An 18182-nucleotide genomic window follows, 5' to 3' on the forward strand; every position below is an offset into this window, starting at 1 on the left:
CGGCACAATGCCGGCCCGATTTTGGGAACTTGCCGGGATCGACATGACTCACTAGAGGATGGTCTTTCAACTGTTCAAGACCTGTACCTCCACTGCCTCTGGGAACCTTTATTATGTCCGTTGCCTCCACCATCCTCGTAGTCGAAGACGACGCCATCGTGCGCATGTTGATCATCGATGTGCTTGAAGAACTGGAGTTCAAGGTGCTTGAAGCGGCAGACGCCGAAGCGGCGCTGGCATTCATAGAAGACGGCAACAAGGTGATCGACCTGATGATGACCGATGTGGGCTTGCCAGGCATGGATGGCAAGGAGTTGGCGCAACGGACCCGCGTATTGCGCCCGGAACTGCCCATATTGCTTGCCAGTGGCTATGCCGAGAATATCGATTTGCCCGCAGGCGTGCAGATGATTGCCAAGCCGTTCTCCATCGATCAACTGCGCGATAAAGTCAAAAGCATGCTGCAAAGCCGCTGACAGCCCTATTCAGAATAGGCACATGGGTTGGGGTGGCAAGCGGGCTTGCCCCGCGCGGGGCTGCGTAGCAGCCCCAACAAAACCACCCTGGGTACACCAGGCACACCGAACAAGCAGGGTTTCGGGCTACTTCGCCACTCCCCCCGCCATGCCCCATGGGTCAGTGCCCCTAGCGTGACTTGCCCTTCAGTTTGAGATAGGACTGATGCAGATCCGCCGCCCAGCCATCCATCACCCCCTTCACATCCGCCGCTTTCATCACCTGGCTATCGTTGTCCAAGGGTTTGCCCGTGCCTTTGCGCACGACCTGGGCAATCACCCGACCGCTGCCACCATCGAGAAACTGCGCCTCGGTGCCCAGGGTGGTTTCCTGATCGCGGATCCCGGTACCGGTACTCACCGCTGCCGCCACCAGAGCCACCGGAATGAACTCATAAGGCTTGAGGCCTTCAGTCTTGCGGCTGACCGCCGTGATCGCCGCCCGCACCACAATCACCCCCGGGCCCGGCGCGTTGGCCAGTGGCAGTGACTTGACCAGTTCACGCTGGAGCGCCTGGTTGTAATACGCGTTGATGCCGCGCAGCGTGTCCTCGGGGATTTGCGCCGTGGCCTGGGGCTTGGGGAAGAATTGCGTGGGCTCAATAAATACTGAGGTGTAGCTGTTCAGATTCAGCTTCGGATCGACCCAGCGCATCACCTCTGCGCCCGATGGCGACTTGGCTTCCCGCAATTGGCTGTAGTCCGAAAGGAAACCCGAATACTCGTCCGGCTGGGGGACTTTACTCGCACACCCGGTCACCCCGAGTGAGGCAATACATAGCGTGCTGATCATTAGCCCTAGCTTCATGGTGCGACTCCTTGGTGTTTATCGTCGAAACGTGAAGTTACAGGTATAGCCAACTCTTGGAAAATAACCTGCCGGTTGCGCGCACAGCCGTTGGAAGACCTGATCAAGCGCCAACCTTACAACCCTAAAGCGCGGTTGGCGCTGATCCAGTACTACCTGGAGCGCGGCCAGGAATCGACGGCAAAGAAGGTGATGCAATAATGGAAGAAGTTGAACCCACAAGACCCGGCCTTGAAACAACTAGGTCTGATCTGCAAGGGTGGGGTAATGAGACACAGCCGACCGGTGAACCGAACGCTGGTTGATGTAAGCGCCATAATCAATGATGAGCGATTTCGCTTTCGGCAGTTGGTCCTTATGAAGAACCACTTCGATAGAATCGCCCAGGGTATTTTTAGTCAATGTCACGTAGACGGCGATACCATTCCCTTGCTGGTTGCGCAGAAAGAAAACAACTTCTTGCCCCACATCCACTCCTAAAATTCTCGGTGCTATGAGCCTGATGTTATCTCCTTCATCAAAGACTTCAGCCGCCGGCAGAGCATCAAACTCAAGAAAATCAAATGTATTAGGCATCTTCTTATCCTCGTCATTTTAATGGGCTAAACCTCGAACTACTGGGTCTGCCAACCATTAGCGGGAAAGAGCCGCATCCTGTCTACTGTCAAAGTTCACAGGTCCTTACCCATCCACATCAGGTTCCAACAAGCGGAATCGGTCGCCACCCTCCATGCACTACGCACTCGCAGCTCAAACGCTACAGAATCAAATAAAAACTATAAAACCAGACCAGTTGAATAATACCCTCTGTTTTATTGCCAAAATTCTGATCCGTATTAATGTAGTTTTTCTGAGCCTGTTTTGTTTTTCATGGATTTCCTACAGTGCCCGGGACTTGAAACCGTGGAAGACTGACCATGAGCACAGCATCAACCGGGCAGGCCTATAACTATAAGGTTGTCCGTCAATTCGTCATCGCCACCGTGGTATGGGGCGTCATCGGCATGGCCATGGGGGTGTGGATCGCCTCGCAATTGGTGTGGCCAGACATGAACCTGGACCTGCCCTGGACCACCTTTGGCCGTTTGCGGCCACTGCACACCAGCCTGGTGATTTTCGGCTTTGCCGGCAGCGCGCAATTTGCCGCCAGCTACTACGCGGTACAGCGCACCTGCCAGGTGCGCCTGTACTCCGATTGGCTCGCCGCCTTCACGTTCTGGGGTTGGCAATCGGTGATCGTGATCATGCTGGTCACCCTGCCCCTGGGCTACACCACCACCAAGGAATACGCCGAGATCGAATTCTCCGGCGCGGTGTGGATGACCGTGGTGTGGGTGGCCTACGCCATCGTGTTCTTCACCACCGTGGTGCAACGCAAGACCCAACACATTTACGTCGGCAACTGGTTCTTCGGCGCGTTTATCGTGGTGATCGCCATGCTGCACGTGGTCAACCACCTGTCGATCCCGGTGGACTGGTTCAAGTCCTACCCGGTGTACTCCGGCGCTACCGACGCCATGGTGCAGTGGTGGTACGGGCACAACGCGGTGGGCTTCTTCCTGACCACCGGGTTCCTGGGGATGATGTATTACTTCGTGCCCAAGCAAGTCGGGCGGCCGGTGTATTCCTATCGCCTGTCCATCGTGCACTTCTGGGCGCTGATCACCCTGTATATCTGGGCCGGCCCCCACCACCTGCATTACACGGCGCTGCCGGACTGGGCGCAGTCGTTGGGCATGGCCATGTCGCTGATCCTGCTGGCACCCAGCTGGGGCGGGATGATCAACGGCATGATGACCCTCTCCGGCGCCTGGCATAAATTGCGCACCGACCCGATCCTGCGCTTTTTGGTGTTGTCGCTGGCGTTCTACGGCATGTCGACCTTTGAAGGGCCGATGATGGCGATCAAGACGGTCAACGCCCTGTCCCACTACACCGACTGGACCATTGGCCACGTGCACGCAGGCGCCCTGGGCTGGGTGGCGATGATCACCTTTGGCTCGCTGTACCACATGATCCCCAAAGTCTTCGGCCGCGAGCAGATGTACAGCGTACCGCTGATCAACCTGCACTTCTGGCTGGCCACCATCGGCACGGTGTTGTACATCGCCTCGATGTGGGTCAACGGCATCACCCAGGGCCTGATGTGGCGGGCGGTCAACGACGACGGCACCCTCACCTACTCGTTTGTCGAAGCCTTGCAGGCCAGCCACCCGGGGTTTGTGGTGCGGTTTGCCGGCGGCGTGTTCTTCCTCAGCGGCATGTTGTTGATGGCCTACAACACCTGGCGCACCGTGCGCGTCGCGGACTTGAAGGTGGCGCACCGTGATGCGCAGATCGCCTGATGTGGGAGATCATCCTCAACCTGGCGGCGGTCATCTGCCTATATGGCGCCGTGGAATATTGCCTTCGGGATCAGTCGGGGGAAGCCTTGGATGAGGCCAGTCTGATTCCTTTTGCCGACGACCCGGAAGTGGCACGACGGGTGGAACTGGCGACGGGCAAGCCGGTCAAGGCCGTGGCGCCTGAGGAGGCCAAGCCAGGCTGGGGTAATGTAGAGGTCTGAGGGGATATTGGGCTTTTTGTGGGAGCGGGCTTGCTCGCGAAAGCGGTGTGTCAGTCAAGTAGTTCTAACCTGACACACTGCATTCGCGAGCAAGCCCGCTCCCACATTTGCTAGGGGATCAGCCGCGTTCGCGAGGAATCAGGCTCTGCAACTGCAAGGCCAGGAAATTGGCATCGAAGGTGAAGGTATCCGGGTCTTTCAAGCCATTGGTTTTCTTCCAGAGCCAGTCATCGGACCCCGGCAGCAGCACGAGGGAAATGCTGCCGTAGCGGGCCGCCGTCAGCCCAATGACCGACAACGAAATCAAGCCACCCGCCCCCATCACTTGCGGCACAAACTCCACCGGCTTACCCGCGATATGAATGGTCAACTTCTCGGTCTTGAACGTCGAAGTCTCCACCGGCACGCTCGGCCCGGACGCCACATAGGCCTCACGCTGCACCTCCAGCAAACCGTCACGCTTGACCGGCGCCAGCCATTGCTCGATCTGACCGTACAGCTCGGTGATTTTCTGGGTCCAGTGGGCTGACTGCACCTCGAACTGTTGGCGTTTGTGCGCTTCGCTGTCGGCGTAATGACGAAGCATCTCGCCCAGTTGCTGTACATCGTCCATTGCGGTGTTCCTCGGGAGCTGCAAACAACGATCATGGCAGATGCAGCCACCGCGCGTATGACTAACGCTCGCGGGTTGAGTAAGGTGTGGCTTTCACCCAACAGCTTGGAGAGTTTCGCATGCGCACCATCGGCCTTATCGGCGGCATGAGCTGGGAGTCCAGCGCCGAGTACTACCGGATCATCAACCAGCAGGTCCGCGACCGATTGGGGCCGTTGCGCTCGGCACAAATGCTGCTGTACAGCGTCGACTTCGGCCCGGTGGAGCAGGCTCAGCACGCCGGGCGCTGGGATGACGCGGCGCTGATCCTGCAAGACGCCGCGCGTCGTCTGCAAGCCGGTGGCGCCGACTGCATCGTGCTGTGTACCAACACCATGCATCTGGTCGCACCGCAGATCGAAGCGGCTGTGTCGGTGCCGTTCCTGCACATTGCCGATGCGGCGGGCGCGGCGGCGGTCAAGGCCCAGACCCTGACCGTCGGCCTGCTGGGCACGGCGTTTACCATGGAACAGGATTTTCTCAAGGCGCGCCTGGCCGCCCAGGGCCTGACCGTGCTGGTACCCGACGCACAAGAGCGCAGCGCCGTGCACCGGATCATTTATGAAGAGTTGTGCGTAGGGGTGATCAGCGAAGCGTCACGCCAGGTCTACCAACAGGCCATCGCGAACCTCGCGGCCCGTGGTGCCCAGGCGATTATCCTGGGGTGTACCGAGATTGGCCTGCTGATCAAGCCCGAGCACAGTGACCTGCCCTTGCTCGACACCACCTTGCTGCATGCGCAGGCTGCGGTGGCGTTTGTCCTGGGGGATCAGGCGGTCTGACGTAGGCGAGCCATGCTCAGGGCATCGACAAATACGCCGTCGCGCACGGCGTAATCGCGCAACCGGCCTTCGGTCTCGAAACCAAACTTGCGGTACAGCGCCTGGGCCGGCTCGTTGTCGACATACACCGTCAGCTCCACCCGGTGCAGGTTCATCCAGTTGTCAGCCACCTCCAGCGCCGCGCCCAACAGCTGGGTGCCCACGCCCTTACCCTGCCAGGCCACTGCCACCCCCATGCCGATGCTGCCGATATGGCTTTGGCGACTGCGCCCATACTGCTCCAGGGTGCAATTGCCAATCACCTCCCCCGCCTGCACCGCCACCAGCCTGAACAGTCGCTCATTGGTATCGGCCAGGCGCTTGCGCCAGACCTCCAGTGACTGGAAAGGCATCTGCAGCACCTGACGGCACACGGCCGGGTCGTTGTAGAGCGCGAGCATGCCTTCGAGATGGCTTTCGGCAAAGCGCTGGATCACGATCTTGGAGTCAGGTGTAGGCATTGTGTTTCATCCTTTGAAAGACAAGTGGCCGATCAGTGTAGGCGGCGATAACAAGCGCTGTCATCCACGACTGCGTTGCGCGCCCAGCCGCCACACCCGCGCAATATCCGCCGCCCGTTCACGCAACAGTCTCGGCGCTTCGCTGCAGGCCTGCTCCAGGCTCATCGGCCCACCTGGCAAGGCGAACGCAGCATCGACGCCATGGGCGTACATCTGTTCGTAGCCCTCGCCCAGCGTCCCGGCGATCACAATCACCGGAACGCCGTGCTGCTTGGCCACCCGCGCCACGCCAAACGGGGTTTTGCCGCGCAGGGTCTGGGCGTCGAAACGACCTTCGCCGGTGATTACCAGGTCGGCGCCGCGTACCGCATCTTCCAGCCCCACCAATTCGGCGACCACGTCCACACCCGCGCGAAACTGCGCGCCGAGAAAGGCTTTGGCAGCAAAGCCCAGGCCTCCCGCCGCGCCGCTGCCCGGTTCGTCGCGTACGTCCCGGGGCAACACCTCGGCGCAGTGGTCGGCGAAGTGTCCCAGGGCCTGGTCCAGTTGCTCGACGTGATGTGCAGTGGCGCCTTTTTGCGGGCCGAAAATCGCTGACGCGCCGTGGGGGCCGCATAGGGGATTGTTGACGTCGGCGGCGATGTCGAAACTCACCTGGGCCAGGCGTGGGTCCAAATGTTCAAGATTGATCCGTGCCAACTGCGCCAGCGCCAAGCCGCCACGCGCCAGGCTTGTGCCCTGGGCGTCCAGCAGTTGCACGCCCAAGGCCTGCATGGCACCGGCGCCGCCGTCATTGGTAGCACTGCCGCCAATCGCCAGGATGATCCGCGCCGCCCCGGCATCCAGGGCCGCGCGGATCAGTTCACCGGTGCCGAAAGTGCTGCTGGAACAGGCATCACGCTGCCCCGGCGCAACCAGTTGCAAGCCGCTGGCTTCGGCCATCTCGATGATTGCCGTGGCGCTCTCGGCCAACCAGCCCCAGCGTGCCTCCACGCTCCCGCCCAACGGGCCTTGCACGGTGCAGCTGCGCAATTGGCCATGGCAGGCGGCGAGTACCGATTCCACCGTACCTTCACCGCCGTCCGCCATCGGACACTTGATCAGTTCGGCATCGGGCCAGACCTGGGCCAACCCTTGGGCAATGGCCTGGGCCACGCCTTCGGCACTGAGGCTGTCCTTGAACGAGTCGGGGGCGATGATGACTTTCATGGGCTTTCTCCGGTTTTTATGACGCCCATGCTGCCAGTTGGCACCGGCAATGACGCCTGTCCGATGCACAAGCGTGGCTGGGGTTTGTTGTTCATTTGGACAAAATGGCTTGTCTGTGGCGAGCGGGCTTGCCCCGCGCTGGGCTGCGCAGCAGCCCCAATAAGCTCACCGAGTTTTACCAGATAGTCCGAGGGTGCAGGGTTTGGGGCTGCTGCGCAGCCCAGCGCGGGGCAAGCCCGCTCGCCACAGCCACAGCCACAGCCATAGCTATAGCCACGGATCAGAGGTGCGGGCTTTGGGGCAGCAGTTGCACACCCAGGTACAGCGCAAGCATGCCGTCGAGGGTCAAGGGGTCGACACCACTCAATTCGGCAATGCGCTCCATGCGGTAGCGCAGGCTGTTGCGGTGGATGCCCAGAGCATCGGCGCAGGCCTGGCTTTGCCCATCGTGCTCGCACCAACTGCGCAGCGTGGCCTGCAACTGGCCGTTGCTGTCCTTGGCCAGGACCTTGCGCAACGGGTTGAGCAATTCGTCGAGAGCATCGTCGTTGCGATGGCGCCAGAGCATTACCGGTAACCGGTAGCGATTGAGGGTCAGCAGGCGCGACTGGGGCAGCACGTCGCGGCCATAGGCGAGCAAGTCCGCTACGCGCCGATAGCAGCGGCGCAACCCGGCCAACCCGTCGGCCTGGCCACCCACGGCCACCCGCAGGATGTTCCAGCCCGAGGCCTCAAGTTTTTCCAGCAGGCGCGGATTGTCTATCGGCACCGACGCCGGGCGGCACCACAGCAACGAAAACTGCGCAGAACTGACGCACCAGCTATCGGGGTAGCGGGAGGCCAGCCAGGCCGCCAGGGCTTCGGCGGTCTGGCCCGGGCCCAGTTCAAACAGATAGGGGGTGCGCGGCAACTGCGGTTTGAGCCCCAGTTGCTGGGCCTCATCCACCAGGCGCGGCGATTCGCCGCTGTCGGCCAGCAGCAACGCCAGCAGATCATCACAGCGTTGGCGCCGCCACTGCTGTTCGGCCTGTTGATGGCGTTGGCTGACCAGCATCTCGGCGGTCATGCGCACCAGTTCGGCATAGGTGCGCAGCAGCTGCGGTTCGCCACTGATGCCCAGCACGCCGATCAGGCGCTGGTCATGCAGCAACGGCAGGTTGATCCCCGGCGCCACGCCCTTGAGGTGCTTGGCGGTCTGGCTGTCGATTTCCACCACGCGACCGTTGGCCAGCACCAATTGCGCGCCTTCATGGCGGGTATTGATCCGCTCCGGCTCGCCGCTGCCGAGGATCAGGCCCTGGCTGTCCATGACGTTGACGTTATAGGGCAAAATGGCCATCGTGCGATTGACGATATCCTGCGCCAGGTCATGATCGAGTTCGAACATGGGGCTAAATTCCTTGAAAGCGCTGCATTAAGCGATTGTTCAAAGGCACAGCGCAATGGATCGATCGCTGTGCGGGGGCACAAAGACACGGCACCGTCCCGTGACCGAGACTCTTGGGGCGATCAACGTTACCCGCGCATCGCGAAAAATCATAATAAAGAGAGAACGCCATGTCACAGAGCGCCGCCGCTACCCTGGCCAACGATGACGACAAAAACGCCGTCTACAAGCGCATCACCCTGCGCCTGATCCCCTTCATTTTCATCTGCTACCTGTTCAACTACCTGGACCGCGTCAACGTCGGCTTTGCCAAGCTGCAGATGCTCGACGCCTTGAAGTTCAGCGAGACCGTGTACGGCCTCGGTGCCGGGATTTTCTTTATCGGCTACGTGCTGTGCGGCGTACCCAGCAACCTGGCACTGACCAAGTTCGGGCCACGGCGCTGGATTGCGCTGATGATGATCACCTGGGGCACCCTGTCCACCTGCCTGTTGTTTGTCACCACGCCGACGCACTTCTACACCTTGCGCCTGTTTACCGGTGCCGCCGAAGCGGGCTTCTTCCCGGGAGTGGTGCTGTACCTCTCGCAGTGGTTCCCGACCTTCCGCCGTGGGCGGATCATGGCACTGTTCATGTCGGCGATCCCGGTGTCGGGCCTGCTCGGCAGCCCGTTCTCCGGCTGGATCCTCAACCACTTTGCTGCTGGCCAGGGTGGCCTCGCGGGTTGGCAGTGGATGTTCCTGCTGCAAGGTGTGCCAACGGTCATCCTCGGTGCCCTCGCCTACTTCCTGCTCAGCGACAGTTTTGCCAACGCCAAATGGCTGACCGCCCATGAGCGCGCGGTGCTTGAGGCCGACCAGGCCACCGACCTGGCCAACAAGCCCAAGACCACCACTGATTCGCTGCTGGAAGTGTTCAAGAACCCGGCGATCTGGGCGTTCGGCCTGATCTACTTCTGCATCCAGAGCGGCGTATACGCCATCAATTTCTGGCTGCCGTCGATCATCAAGAACATGGGCTTTAGCGATAACCTGGTGATCGGCTGGCTCAGTGCGATTCCCTATCTGCTGGCGGCGGTGTTCATGCTGGTAGTGGGCCGCTCTGCCGACCTGCGCAAGGAGCGGCGTTGGCACTTGGTGGTGCCGATGCTGATGGGCGCTGTCGGCCTGATCATCGCGGTGAACTTCGCCACCACCCCGGCCATCGCCATCCTCGGCCTGACCATCGCCACCATGGGCGCCCTCACCGGCCTGCCGATGTTCTGGCCGGTGCCCACCGCCATGCTCAGCGCCGGCGCGGCAGCGGGAGGCCTGGCGTTGATCAACTCCATGGGCCAGATGGCGGGCTTCTTGAGCCCGTATGTGGTGGGTTTTGTAAAGGATGCTACCGGGTCGACCGACCTGGCGTTGTACTTGCTGGCAGCGGTGATTGTCGCCGGTAGCGTGCTGGCGCTGCGCATGACCCGTACCCTCAAGGCCTGACATGATCAAAAAAATGTAGGAGCCGCTTTTTGTGGGAGCGGGCTTGCTCGCGAAGGCGGCGTTTCAGTCAATACATAGGTTGACTGATCCAACGCCTTCGCGAGCAAGCCCGCTCCCACACAAGCCCGCCTCCAGATTGAGTTCGGTGTCTACAGCAAACCGCCGCCGTCGATATCGATCACGCTGCCGGTCATAAAGCCATTCTCCATGGCCATCAAATAACCCGCCGCCACCTCATCCACCTGCCCCACACGCCCCACCGGCAACGCGCCGCCGACCTTGGTGAACATCCCCTCGCGCTGCTCCTCGGACAAACCTGCATAGGCCGGCGTATCGATCACCCCCGGGCTGACCACATTGACGCGCAGTGGCGCCAGCTCCTTGGCCAATTGCTTGCCCAACGCTTCGGTCGCGGCATTGATCCCGACCTTGATAAATTGCCCCGGCGCCAGCTTGCGCCCCAATTGCCCCGAGGTCAGGACGACGCTGCCACGCTCATCAAGAAATGGCAGGGCCTGTTGAATAGCGCGCAAGGCACCCCAGAGTTTTACATTGAAGTTGTCCTGGGCCAGTTGCAGGTCGCTGTCCTGCAGGGGCTTGGCCTGTACCGCCGGGCCCGAGGTGAAGACCAGGTGATCGAAGCGCCCCACGCTGTCAAACAAGCGTTGCAGGGAACTGCTGTCGGTGACGTCTACCGGTTCGCTGCGCACGCCGTTGTCGACCGTCGACGCCAAGCGCCGCCCGGCCAGTACCACCTGCGCGCCGCGTGCTACCGCTTGCCGGGCCACTGCCGCACCGATGCCGCTGCTGCCGCCAATCACCACTATGGTTTTGCCCTTGAGGGGAGATGTCATGGGAAGTGCCTCATGCTGAAAAAATGAGCGTTCATCTTCCCAGCTTGGCAATCACGGAAAAATCCCGGTAAAACGACAGGATCTTTAAAGGATTTTTACTAATGAGCTCAATCCTCGACCTGGAAGTGTTTGTGCGTACCGCCGACAGTGGCAGCCTCTCAGCGGCCGCCCGCAGCCTGAGCCTGACCCCGGCCGCAGCGAGCATCGCCCTCAAGCGCCTGGAAACCCGCCTGGGCATGCGCCTGCTGGCCCGCTCCACGCGCAGCATGCGCCTCACCGAAGAAGGCCGGCGCTACCTGGACAGCGTACGGGTGGCCCTGGAAGCCCTGGCGGAAGGCGAACAGGCGATCAAGCAACACGGCCAGAGCCTCAGCGGCTTGCTGCAACTGTCCGCGCCCTCGGATTTCGGGCGCAACGTGCTGCTGGGCTGGCTGGATCTGTTCAAGCGCGAACACCCCAATATCCGCCTGCAGTTGTTGCTCAACGACAGCAACGCCGACCTGTTCCGCGAAACCGTGGACATTGCCCTGCGCTTCGGCGTGCCACGGGATTCGAGCCTGGTGGCGCTGCCGGTAGTCGCCCATCACCGGCGTATCGCCTGCGCCAGCCCCGCCTACCTGGCGCGCCACGGCACACCCCAGGTGCCGGCGGAACTGGCGCAGCACAGCACGCTGCGCTACATGCGCCAGGGCCGGGCCAATAGCACCTGGTACTTTCGCCAGGGCACCTTGCTCGAAGAGGTCGAGGTGGGCGGCGATTACCTGAGCGATGACGGGGAAATCGTCCGGCGCTGGGCCCTGGCCGGCCACGGCATCGCCTACAAGGCCAATCTGGATGTGGCCGGCGATATCCAGGCCGGGCGCCTGGTGCCGTTGCTCAGCCAATGGCAAGGCGAACCCACACCCTTCAACCTGATGTGCCCCCATCGCTTGCAAGTGTCGGAGCGGGTCAAGGTCCTGCATCGTTTTCTACAGGCGCGCTGTGCCGAGTTGCTCGGCGAATGATCTAACCTCATAACCAAAACCGCTCTAGTACGGGCTCTCCAGCACTGTTCAAAATCGAACAGCAGTTCAACACAGGTGTCGTTTTTTGGCATAAGCAACACGCTGATTAAAACCAAATACCCCACAAAAACCCGCTTTGGCGCTTGGCATGCTTTCTGCTCTATCCCTGCCAGAGATTGACTATACGAATAGAAACTCGCCTCCACTCGTAGCCAATCACAGGGAATGCACAATTGAAGTTGATCTCAAGGCCTCTGCCTCAACTCTCCTCCAGCTCGTTCAAAACCGTCAGCGCCCTGATCTTGATCCTCGCCTCCCAATGGGCCCACGCCGAGGAGTCGCGCCTTGAGACCGTAACGGTCCAGGCGAGCAAGGTCACCGCCAGCGAAGAAGCCCAGCTCAAGCTCGACGAGGTGGCCGGCGGCGTCAGCCTGGTCAAGGCCGCCGATGTCGAACGCGGCCGCTCGGCGACGCTGGAAGACACCCTCGCCTATCAGCCCGGCGTGTACGCGCAGTCGGCGGGCGGCAACGATGCAATCAAGATTTCCATTCGCGGCTCCGGGGCCAACACCTCGCCGGGGTATTTTCGCGAAGGCACCAAGTTCCTGTTCGACGGCCTGGCCCTGACCGGCTCCGGCGGCACGCCTTATGAGCTGCTGGAAACCCAGGGCCTGGACTACACCGAAGTACTGCGCGGGGCCAATGCCTTCCAGTACGGCGCGCTGTCGTTGGGTGGCGCGATCAATATGGTGACCAACTCTGGCCTGACTGCACCGGGCAATCACGCGCGCTTCGAGGCCGGCAGCTTTGGCTGGCGCAAGCAGCAACTGAGCACTGGCGGCGTGGTGGACAACGCTGACTACTACGTCAGCCTGAGCAACTCCGAACGCGACGGTTACCAGGACTGGACCTTCACCAAGGCCAAGGGCGTGGTCACCAACTTCGGCTACCGTTTCAACCCCAAGCTGCAAACCCGGCTGTTCGTACGCTACCGCGAGGAATACCACGAAAGCTCCGGCACCCTGACCAAGGCCCAACTCAAGCACGACTCTTCGCAGACCAACCCGGTGGCCCTGGCCAGCCGCGATGACTCGACCAAGCGTGGCTCGACCTGGGTTGGCAGCAAGACCACCTACACCTTCGACGATGACGCGACCCTGGATTTCGGCCTGGTCTATCACAACTATCCGCAGGTGCTGTACCGCAAGAGCACGGTCAACCCCAACTACTGGGACTGGCGCGACTTGAACCTGTCGCTGACCTATAACCGCAGCGACCAGATCCAGGGGCACACCAGCAATACCTCCCTGAGCCTGACCAGCACCCAGCACCTGCAAGCCGGGGTCAAGACCTACAACGGCAACCCGGCCTCCAGCACCTACGGCGCCCTGCAAAAACAGTCACGCTACACCGGCTCGTTCGACCGCGTGTTTGCCGCCGGCAACGACCTGCAACTGACCGACCGCCTGTGGCTGTCTACCGGCCTGTCGTTGAGCCAGATCAAGCGCGATATCGAGGTGCGCTACTCGGACCGCGCCAATACTTCGCCCTACCCAGACCACTACAAATACGATAGCTGGAACGTCGCGCCGCGCCTGGGCTTGCGCTATGAAATCACCCCGGACTTCCAGGTGTTCGGCAACGTCAGCCGCTCCATCGACCCGCCCAGCAGTTGGTCGTCGTCCGGCTCTGGGGTAGCCAGCAACTACGCCAAGACACTCACCGAGCAGAAGGCCAATACCGTTGAATTTGGCGTGCGCGGCAAGGCCGGGATTTTCGACGGCAGCCTGGCGGTGTACCGCTCATGGATCAAGGATGAATTGCTCACCGTCGAAGTGATTCCGGCCACCCGTACTACGGCGGCGGTCAACTCGACGTCCAACGCCAGCCCGACCATCCACCAGGGCATCGAAGCCGGCCTGGATACCGAGTTGTGGCAGAGCGAGCGTGGCGAAAAAGTCAGCCTGCGCCAGGCCTACACCCTCAACGACTTCTACTACCGCAACGACGCACGCTTTGGCTCCAACGAACTGCCGGGGCTGCCCAAGCACGTGTACCAGGCCGAACTGCAATACCGCCATCCCGACGGGTTCTATGCCGGGGTCAATGTGCGCTCGGTATCGAGTACTGCGGTGGACTACGCCAACACCCTGTATGCGCCCTCCTACACGATCTTCGGCGCCAAGCTGGGGTATGAAGCCCCGAGCAAGAAATGGCAGGTGTACCTGGACGTGAAAAACCTCACCGACCAGAACTACGTCACCGCCATCCAGCCGATCTACGACGCCCAAGGCAAGGACGTTGCCGCGCTGTATCCAGGGGACGGCTTTGGCGCCTTCACCGGTGTGGCGTTCAACTTCTAAGGTGGGAGCCTTCACGATGTCGATCAATCACTGGAGCAGGTTCGGCCTGCTCCTGGGGTTGCTGCTGGTGAGCGCCTGCTCGCCGGACGCCCCACCGCCCAGTTCAGTGCAACGGGTGGACGGGCACCTGGATGCCCAGGGCCTGCTCAGCTATGACCCCAGCGACTACCACGAAACCCGCCAGGGCACGCCGGGCGGTACCTTGCGCGTGTCGGCGGCGTTGGATACCGGCACCTTCGATGTGCATTCCAGCTACCACGGCAACGTGCAATGGCTGGCGCGCATCGTCTACGACTGCCTGCTGTACCAGGATGAGAACGGCAAAATTTCACCCTGGCTGGCCAAGTCCTGGGACGTTTCCGAAGACGGCAAGACCTACACCTTCCACCTGCGTGACGACGTGACCTTCAGCGATGGCGAAAAATTCAACGCCCAGGCGCTGCAGCTCAACCTGGAACATATGCGTGACCCGGCCACCAAATCACCGCTGGCGGCTGCGTACATCGCGCCCTATATCGATGGGCGGATCATTGACGACTACACCTTCGAGGCCCGCCTGCGCGAACCCTACTCGCCGTTCCTGTATGTGTTGGCACAGTCCTGGCTGAGCATGGTCTCGCCCAAACAGATCCGCGAAGCGCCCAAGAGTATCGCCGAGCACCCCATCGGTTCCGGGCCGTTCGTGCTGCAAAGCTATACCCGCGAACAAGGGGCGACCTTTACCAGGCGCGCCGACTACCACTGGGCACCACCAGTTACCCGGCACATCGGCCCGGCCTACCTGGACCGTATCGAGCTGAGCATCGTCCCCGAGGCCATGACCCGCTACAGCACCCTGCAATCCAAGCGTTCGGACTTCACCCTGGATGCCCCGGCGCAGAATACAGCGGCGATGCGCGCCTCGCAGAACCTGGTGGTACGCAACCGGATTCGCATGGCCAGCCCTTACCGCAGCCTCACGTTCAACACCCTGCGCTTCCCGTTCGACGATGTTCGGGTGCGCAAGGCCATCGCCCAGGCCATCGACCGTGACGGCCTGGCCTGGATCGCCGGGTTCGGCGAGTTCTTGCCCAAGAGCGATTACCTGGCGGTGAACACGCCGTTCTACGATCCGGCCTACCGCGATGTATTGAAATACGACGTCGACGCCGCCAACCGCCAACTGGACGAGGCCGGCTGGACCGAGCGCGATGCCCAGGGCTATCGGGTCAAGGATGGCCGGCGCCTGTCGGCGCAACTGCTGGGCTTCGAGAGCCCGTCATTCCCCAGCAACGTCGCGGTTGCCGTGCAGGCGGACGTGAAGAAAGTCGGCATGCAACTGACCATTCAAATGATGCCGTTGGCCCAACTGACCGACCGCCGCACAGCCGGCAATTACGACGCTATCGGCGGCGGCTATTGGCACACCAACACGCCCGACGGCCTGTACATCCTGTACCACAGCGACTCCCGCGCCTCGCCCACCAAAAGCGGCAACAACCTCAGCAACCTCAACGACCCGCGTCTGGACCAACTGCTCAGCGCCGCCCGCCGCTCCCACGACCCAGTAGAGCTGCAGGCCCTGTACAGCGCCGCGCAACAACGCCTGACCGAAGTGGTGCCGGCGGTGCCGGACTTCGAGAGCCAGGTGCTGATCGCCTATCGCACGGCGGTCAAGGGGCTGATCTTCGACACCGTGCATAACACCCCATTCTTTACCAGCGTGTGGCTGGACCAGGAGGCACCATGAAACGGCTTGCCGCTCGACTACTGGCCAGCGTGGGCGTGCTGTGGGGCGCGGCCACCCTGACCTTCGTCGCCATTCATTTCAGTGCCGGCGACCCGGTGCTGGCGATTCTCGGCGGGCCGGATGCCATTCCCACACCGCAGCAATTGGCCCAGGTCCGCGCGGAATACGGCTTTGACCAACCGTTGTGGGTGCAATACGGGCGCTACGTGGCACGGGTCGCCCAAGGTGACTTTGGCGAGTCGTACCGCCTGCGCATTCCCGTCACCGAGGCCATCGGCAAGCAGATCGGCGCCACACTGCAACTGGCCCTGAGCGCGGCGCTGTTGGCCATTGGCCTGGCGCTGGCAAGCGCGGTGCTCACCGCCAAGCGCAACCCCTGGGTGCGCCGCGTGGCTTCGGCCAGCGAGTTGGTGCTGTCGTCATCGCCGTCGTTTGTGCTGGGGATTTTGCTGTTGCTGGTGTTTTCGTTCCAGTGGCCGGTGTTGCCGCCGGCAGGCTCCAACGGCTGGCAAACCCTGATCCTGCCGACCATCGCCCTGGCGCTGCCGATTGCCGGGATGCTCAGCCAGGTGCTGCGCCAGGAACTGGAAGACATCCTCGAACAACCCTTTATCGCCATGGCCCGTGCCCGCGGCCTGTCGCAGACCGCCGTGCGCCTGCGCCATGCGCTACGCCATGCCCTGGTGCCGCTGGTGACCTTGTCCGGATTCATCTTTGCCAGCCTGCTGGGGGGAGCGGTGGTCACGGAAATGCTATTCGCCCGCCAGGGGATCGGGAGAATGATGCTCGATGCCGCCGTGGCCAAGGATGCGCCGGTGGTGCTGGGAGTCACGTTGTTGGCGGCGCTGGTTTATGTGGTGGTGAACCTGTTGGTGGATGTGCTCAACGGGTTGATTGATCCACGGGTTAAACCGCGATGAACACCGGCTTGTGGGGGGCTAGCTTTTGTGGGAGCGGGCTTGCTCGCGAAGGCGGAGGGTCAGTTGATAAATATTTGACTGATACGCCCCCTTCGCGAGCAAGCCCGCTCCCACAGTGGATCACCGACAGCTTCAAGTACTGTATTCAAGTAAGGAACAGAATATGAGCGACACCCAACTGCACGAACGCTTCGCCCCGGTTTTCCAGCGCATTGCCCAGGGCGCGGTGCAACGTGAGCAGGAGCGTACCCTGGCCTTCGACGCCGTCGGCTGGTTGAAAGACGCCGGCTTCGGTGCCCTGCGCGTACCCCGTAGCCAGGGCGGTCTGGGCGCCAGCCTACCCGAGTTGTTCGCCTTGTTGACCGAGTTGGGCAGCGCCGACTCGAACCTGCCACAGATCGTGCGTGCGCATTTCGGCTTCGTCGAAGGCCGCCTTGTGAGCCAGGACCGCGACTCCCAGGCGTACTGGTTTCCCAAGGTCGTCGCCGGGCAGTTGTGGGGCGCGGCCATGGCCGAGCGCAGTGACACCACCACCAACTCGGTGACGCTCAAACCCACCGCGCAAGGCTGGCAACTGGACGGCCAGAAGTATTACTGCACCGGCACCTTGTATGCCGACTGGATCGCCGTGGCGGCCGCCGACGGTGCTGACTTTATCAGCGTGGTGGTGCCCACCGATGCGCCCGGCGTGACCCGCGTGGATGACTGGGATGGTTTTGGCCAGCGCCTGAGCGGCAGCGGCACCACGCGCTTCGAGCAAGTGGTGGTGCCCGAGCATCAGGTATTGCGGCGCTTCAAGCCCGGCGAGTTGCGCGCCGAGTCGTATATCTCGGCGTTCTACCAGTTGTTCCACCTGGCGACCCTGGCCGGGATCGCCCGGGCCGCGTTGCGTGATGCCGTGGAGTTTGTCCAGGGCCGCACCCGCGCCTTTGGCATTCCCGGGCAATCCAGCCCGCGCCTGGACCCGCTGGTGCAACGGGTGGTCGGCAAGCTGTCGAGCCTGTCCTATGCCGCCGACAGCCTGGTGCAGGCCACCGCGCAGGTGCTGCAAACCACCCATGAGGCCGTGCTCGACGGTTCCATCAGCGAAGCGCAATACGTCGACGCCGATGTGCGCACCTACCAGGCACAACAAGTGATCCTGCCACTGGTGCTGGAAGCCACCAGCCTGCTGTTCGAAGTTGGGGGCGCCTCGGCCACCAGCCAAGTGCGGCGCCTTGACCGGCATTGGCGCAATGCCCGCACCCTGGCCTCGCACAACCCGGCGATCTACCGCGAACGGGCCCTGGGCGATTTCTACCTCAACGATGTCAGCCCCGCTGCCGCCTGGCGCGCCGCCCAGGAACAGGCCGTGGCCGACCACCCCGAGCATGCCAGCGCCCGCGATGAAGCCAGCGCCGTCTAACCCCAGG

Annotated in this window: 18 protein-coding genes; 11 read left to right on the forward strand and 7 right to left on the reverse strand. The window is 62.0% G+C overall.

The genetic code is table 11. From position 1 onward, the window contains the following. Positions 1-113 precede the first annotated feature (113 nt). Entirely contained in the window at positions 114-476 is a 363-nt protein-coding gene (locus HBO09_RS21550) for a response regulator (RefSeq protein WP_169997043.1), read from the forward strand. 169 nt (positions 477-645) lie between these two features. Here HBO09_RS21550 and HBO09_RS21555 read toward each other — a convergent pair whose 3' ends face one another. After that, the gene (locus tag HBO09_RS21555; protein WP_169997045.1) at positions 646-1323 is read right to left on the reverse strand and encodes a DUF3313 domain-containing protein; all 678 of its coding nucleotides are present in this window, start codon (positions 1321-1323) and stop codon (positions 646-648) included. A 75-nt stretch (positions 1324-1398) separates the two neighbouring features. Between HBO09_RS21555 and HBO09_RS29040 the strand changes: the two genes are divergently transcribed. Then, positions 1399-1524 carry a hypothetical protein gene (locus tag HBO09_RS29040; RefSeq protein ID WP_262381305.1) on the forward strand — a complete coding sequence of 42 codons (126 nt, stop codon included), beginning with the start codon at positions 1399-1401 and terminating at the stop codon, positions 1522-1524. A 39-nt stretch (positions 1525-1563) separates the two neighbouring features. On the opposite strand, the gene HBO09_RS21560 is transcribed toward HBO09_RS29040, so the two are convergent. After that, positions 1564-1899, reverse strand: coding sequence for a hypothetical protein (locus HBO09_RS21560; RefSeq protein WP_169997047.1), 336 nt, complete (start codon positions 1897-1899; stop codon positions 1564-1566). A 341-nt stretch (positions 1900-2240) separates the two neighbouring features. On the opposite strand from HBO09_RS21560, the gene ccoN reads away from it, so the two are divergent. Together ccoN and HBO09_RS21570 are read left to right on the forward strand one after the other, a co-directional pair. Next, positions 2241-3668 (forward strand): cytochrome-c oxidase, cbb3-type subunit I, encoded by a 1428-nt coding sequence (ccoN, locus tag HBO09_RS21565; RefSeq protein WP_169997049.1) that lies wholly within the window; start codon positions 2241-2243, stop codon positions 3666-3668. After that, positions 3668-3889 carry a cbb3-type cytochrome c oxidase subunit 3 gene (locus HBO09_RS21570; RefSeq protein WP_169997051.1) on the forward strand — a complete coding sequence of 74 codons (222 nt, stop codon included), beginning with the start codon at positions 3668-3670 and terminating at the stop codon, positions 3887-3889. Before ccoN ends, HBO09_RS21570 begins: the two co-directional genes overlap by 1 nt. Before the next feature lie 118 nt (positions 3890-4007). Here the strand turns inward: HBO09_RS21570 and HBO09_RS21575 are convergent, their stop codons facing one another. Beyond that, positions 4008-4502: a hypothetical protein gene (locus HBO09_RS21575; protein ID WP_169997053.1), complete on the reverse strand. Its 495-nt coding sequence runs from the start codon at positions 4500-4502 to the stop codon at positions 4008-4010. Between the two features lie 119 nt (positions 4503-4621). Here HBO09_RS21575 and HBO09_RS21580 point away from each other — a divergent pair, with 119 nt between their 5' ends. Continuing rightward, positions 4622-5323 carry an aspartate/glutamate racemase family protein gene (locus tag HBO09_RS21580; protein WP_169997055.1) on the forward strand — a complete coding sequence of 234 codons (702 nt, stop codon included), beginning with the start codon at positions 4622-4624 and terminating at the stop codon, positions 5321-5323. On the opposite strand, the gene HBO09_RS21585 is transcribed toward HBO09_RS21580, so the two are convergent. The 3 genes from HBO09_RS21585 to HBO09_RS21595 all read right to left on the reverse strand — a co-directional run bounded on the left by HBO09_RS21585 (position 5311) and on the right by HBO09_RS21595 (position 8419). After that, entirely contained in the window at positions 5311-5823 is a 513-nt protein-coding gene (locus HBO09_RS21585; RefSeq protein ID WP_169997057.1) for a GNAT family N-acetyltransferase, read from the reverse strand. The genes HBO09_RS21580 and HBO09_RS21585 overlap by 13 nt on opposite strands. Positions 5824-5883: 60 nt before the next feature. Continuing rightward, positions 5884-7032 (reverse strand): glycerate kinase, encoded by a 1149-nt coding sequence (locus tag HBO09_RS21590; RefSeq protein WP_169997059.1) that lies wholly within the window; start codon positions 7030-7032, stop codon positions 5884-5886. Positions 7033-7312: 280 nt separating this feature from the next. After that, entirely contained in the window at positions 7313-8419 is a 1107-nt protein-coding gene (locus HBO09_RS21595) for a sugar diacid recognition domain-containing protein (RefSeq protein ID WP_169997061.1), read from the reverse strand. Between the two features lie 170 nt (positions 8420-8589). Between HBO09_RS21595 and HBO09_RS21600 the strand changes: the two genes are divergently transcribed. Continuing rightward, the gene (locus tag HBO09_RS21600; RefSeq protein ID WP_128593741.1) at positions 8590-9900 is read left to right on the forward strand and encodes an MFS transporter; all 1311 of its coding nucleotides are present in this window, start codon (positions 8590-8592) and stop codon (positions 9898-9900) included. Between the two features lie 149 nt (positions 9901-10049). Here HBO09_RS21600 and HBO09_RS21605 read toward each other — a convergent pair whose 3' ends face one another. Beyond that, positions 10050-10754, reverse strand: coding sequence for an SDR family oxidoreductase (locus tag HBO09_RS21605; protein WP_169997063.1), 705 nt, complete (start codon positions 10752-10754; stop codon positions 10050-10052). Between the two features lie 101 nt (positions 10755-10855). Between HBO09_RS21605 and HBO09_RS21610 the strand changes: the two genes are divergently transcribed. From HBO09_RS21610 to HBO09_RS21630, 5 genes are all read left to right on the forward strand, one after another. Beyond that, complete coding sequence (locus HBO09_RS21610) at positions 10856-11758, forward strand: LysR family transcriptional regulator (RefSeq protein ID WP_169997065.1); 903 nt, start codon at positions 10856-10858, stop codon at positions 11756-11758. A 233-nt stretch (positions 11759-11991) separates the two neighbouring features. After that, a complete protein-coding gene (locus HBO09_RS21615) occupies positions 11992-14121 on the forward strand; it encodes a TonB-dependent receptor (protein ID WP_262381300.1) in 2130 nt (709 codons plus the stop codon). 16 nt (positions 14122-14137) lie between these two features. After that, positions 14138-15850 carry an ABC transporter substrate-binding protein gene (locus HBO09_RS21620; RefSeq protein WP_169997067.1) on the forward strand — a complete coding sequence of 571 codons (1713 nt, stop codon included), beginning with the start codon at positions 14138-14140 and terminating at the stop codon, positions 15848-15850. Beyond that, on the forward strand, positions 15847-16770 hold the full coding sequence (locus tag HBO09_RS21625) for an ABC transporter permease (protein WP_169997069.1): 924 nt from the start codon (positions 15847-15849) through the stop codon (positions 16768-16770). Before HBO09_RS21620 ends, HBO09_RS21625 begins: the two co-directional genes overlap by 4 nt. A gap of 163 nt (positions 16771-16933) precedes the next feature. Then, positions 16934-18175 carry an acyl-CoA dehydrogenase family protein gene (locus HBO09_RS21630; protein ID WP_169997071.1) on the forward strand — a complete coding sequence of 414 codons (1242 nt, stop codon included), beginning with the start codon at positions 16934-16936 and terminating at the stop codon, positions 18173-18175. Positions 18176-18182: the final 7 nt, after the last annotated feature.

Origin of the sequence: Pseudomonas sp. WS 5027 (genome assembly GCF_012985695.1) — a bacterium.
Taxonomy (GTDB): Bacteria; Pseudomonadota; Gammaproteobacteria; order Pseudomonadales; family Pseudomonadaceae; genus Aquipseudomonas; species Aquipseudomonas hygromyciniae.

Coding starts and splice junctions, on each gene's coding strand:
- HBO09_RS21550 (WP_169997043.1), top strand. CDS start 114: ATGTCCGTTGCCTCCACCATCCTCGTAGTCGAAGACGACGCCATCGTG.
- HBO09_RS21555 (WP_169997045.1), bottom strand. CDS start 1,323: ATGAAGCTAGGGCTAATGATCAGCACGCTATGTATTGCCTCACTCGGG.
- HBO09_RS21560 (WP_169997047.1), bottom strand. CDS start 1,899: ATGCCTAATACATTTGATTTTCTTGAGTTTGATGCTCTGCCGGCGGCT.
- ccoN (WP_169997049.1), top strand. CDS start 2,241: ATGAGCACAGCATCAACCGGGCAGGCCTATAACTATAAGGTTGTCCGT.
- HBO09_RS21570 (WP_169997051.1), top strand. CDS start 3,668: ATGTGGGAGATCATCCTCAACCTGGCGGCGGTCATCTGCCTATATGGC.
- HBO09_RS21575 (WP_169997053.1), bottom strand. CDS start 4,502: ATGGACGATGTACAGCAACTGGGCGAGATGCTTCGTCATTACGCCGAC.
- HBO09_RS21580 (WP_169997055.1), top strand. CDS start 4,622: ATGCGCACCATCGGCCTTATCGGCGGCATGAGCTGGGAGTCCAGCGCC.
- HBO09_RS21585 (WP_169997057.1), bottom strand. CDS start 5,823: ATGCCTACACCTGACTCCAAGATCGTGATCCAGCGCTTTGCCGAAAGC.
- HBO09_RS21590 (WP_169997059.1), bottom strand. CDS start 7,032: ATGAAAGTCATCATCGCCCCCGACTCGTTCAAGGACAGCCTCAGTGCC.
- HBO09_RS21595 (WP_169997061.1), bottom strand. CDS start 8,419: ATGTTCGAACTCGATCATGACCTGGCGCAGGATATCGTCAATCGCACG.
- HBO09_RS21600 (WP_128593741.1), top strand. CDS start 8,590: ATGTCACAGAGCGCCGCCGCTACCCTGGCCAACGATGACGACAAAAAC.
- HBO09_RS21605 (WP_169997063.1), bottom strand. CDS start 10,754: ATGACATCTCCCCTCAAGGGCAAAACCATAGTGGTGATTGGCGGCAGC.
- HBO09_RS21610 (WP_169997065.1), top strand. CDS start 10,856: ATGAGCTCAATCCTCGACCTGGAAGTGTTTGTGCGTACCGCCGACAGT.
- HBO09_RS21620 (WP_169997067.1), top strand. CDS start 14,138: ATGTCGATCAATCACTGGAGCAGGTTCGGCCTGCTCCTGGGGTTGCTG.
- HBO09_RS21625 (WP_169997069.1), top strand. CDS start 15,847: ATGAAACGGCTTGCCGCTCGACTACTGGCCAGCGTGGGCGTGCTGTGG.
- HBO09_RS21630 (WP_169997071.1), top strand. CDS start 16,934: ATGAGCGACACCCAACTGCACGAACGCTTCGCCCCGGTTTTCCAGCGC.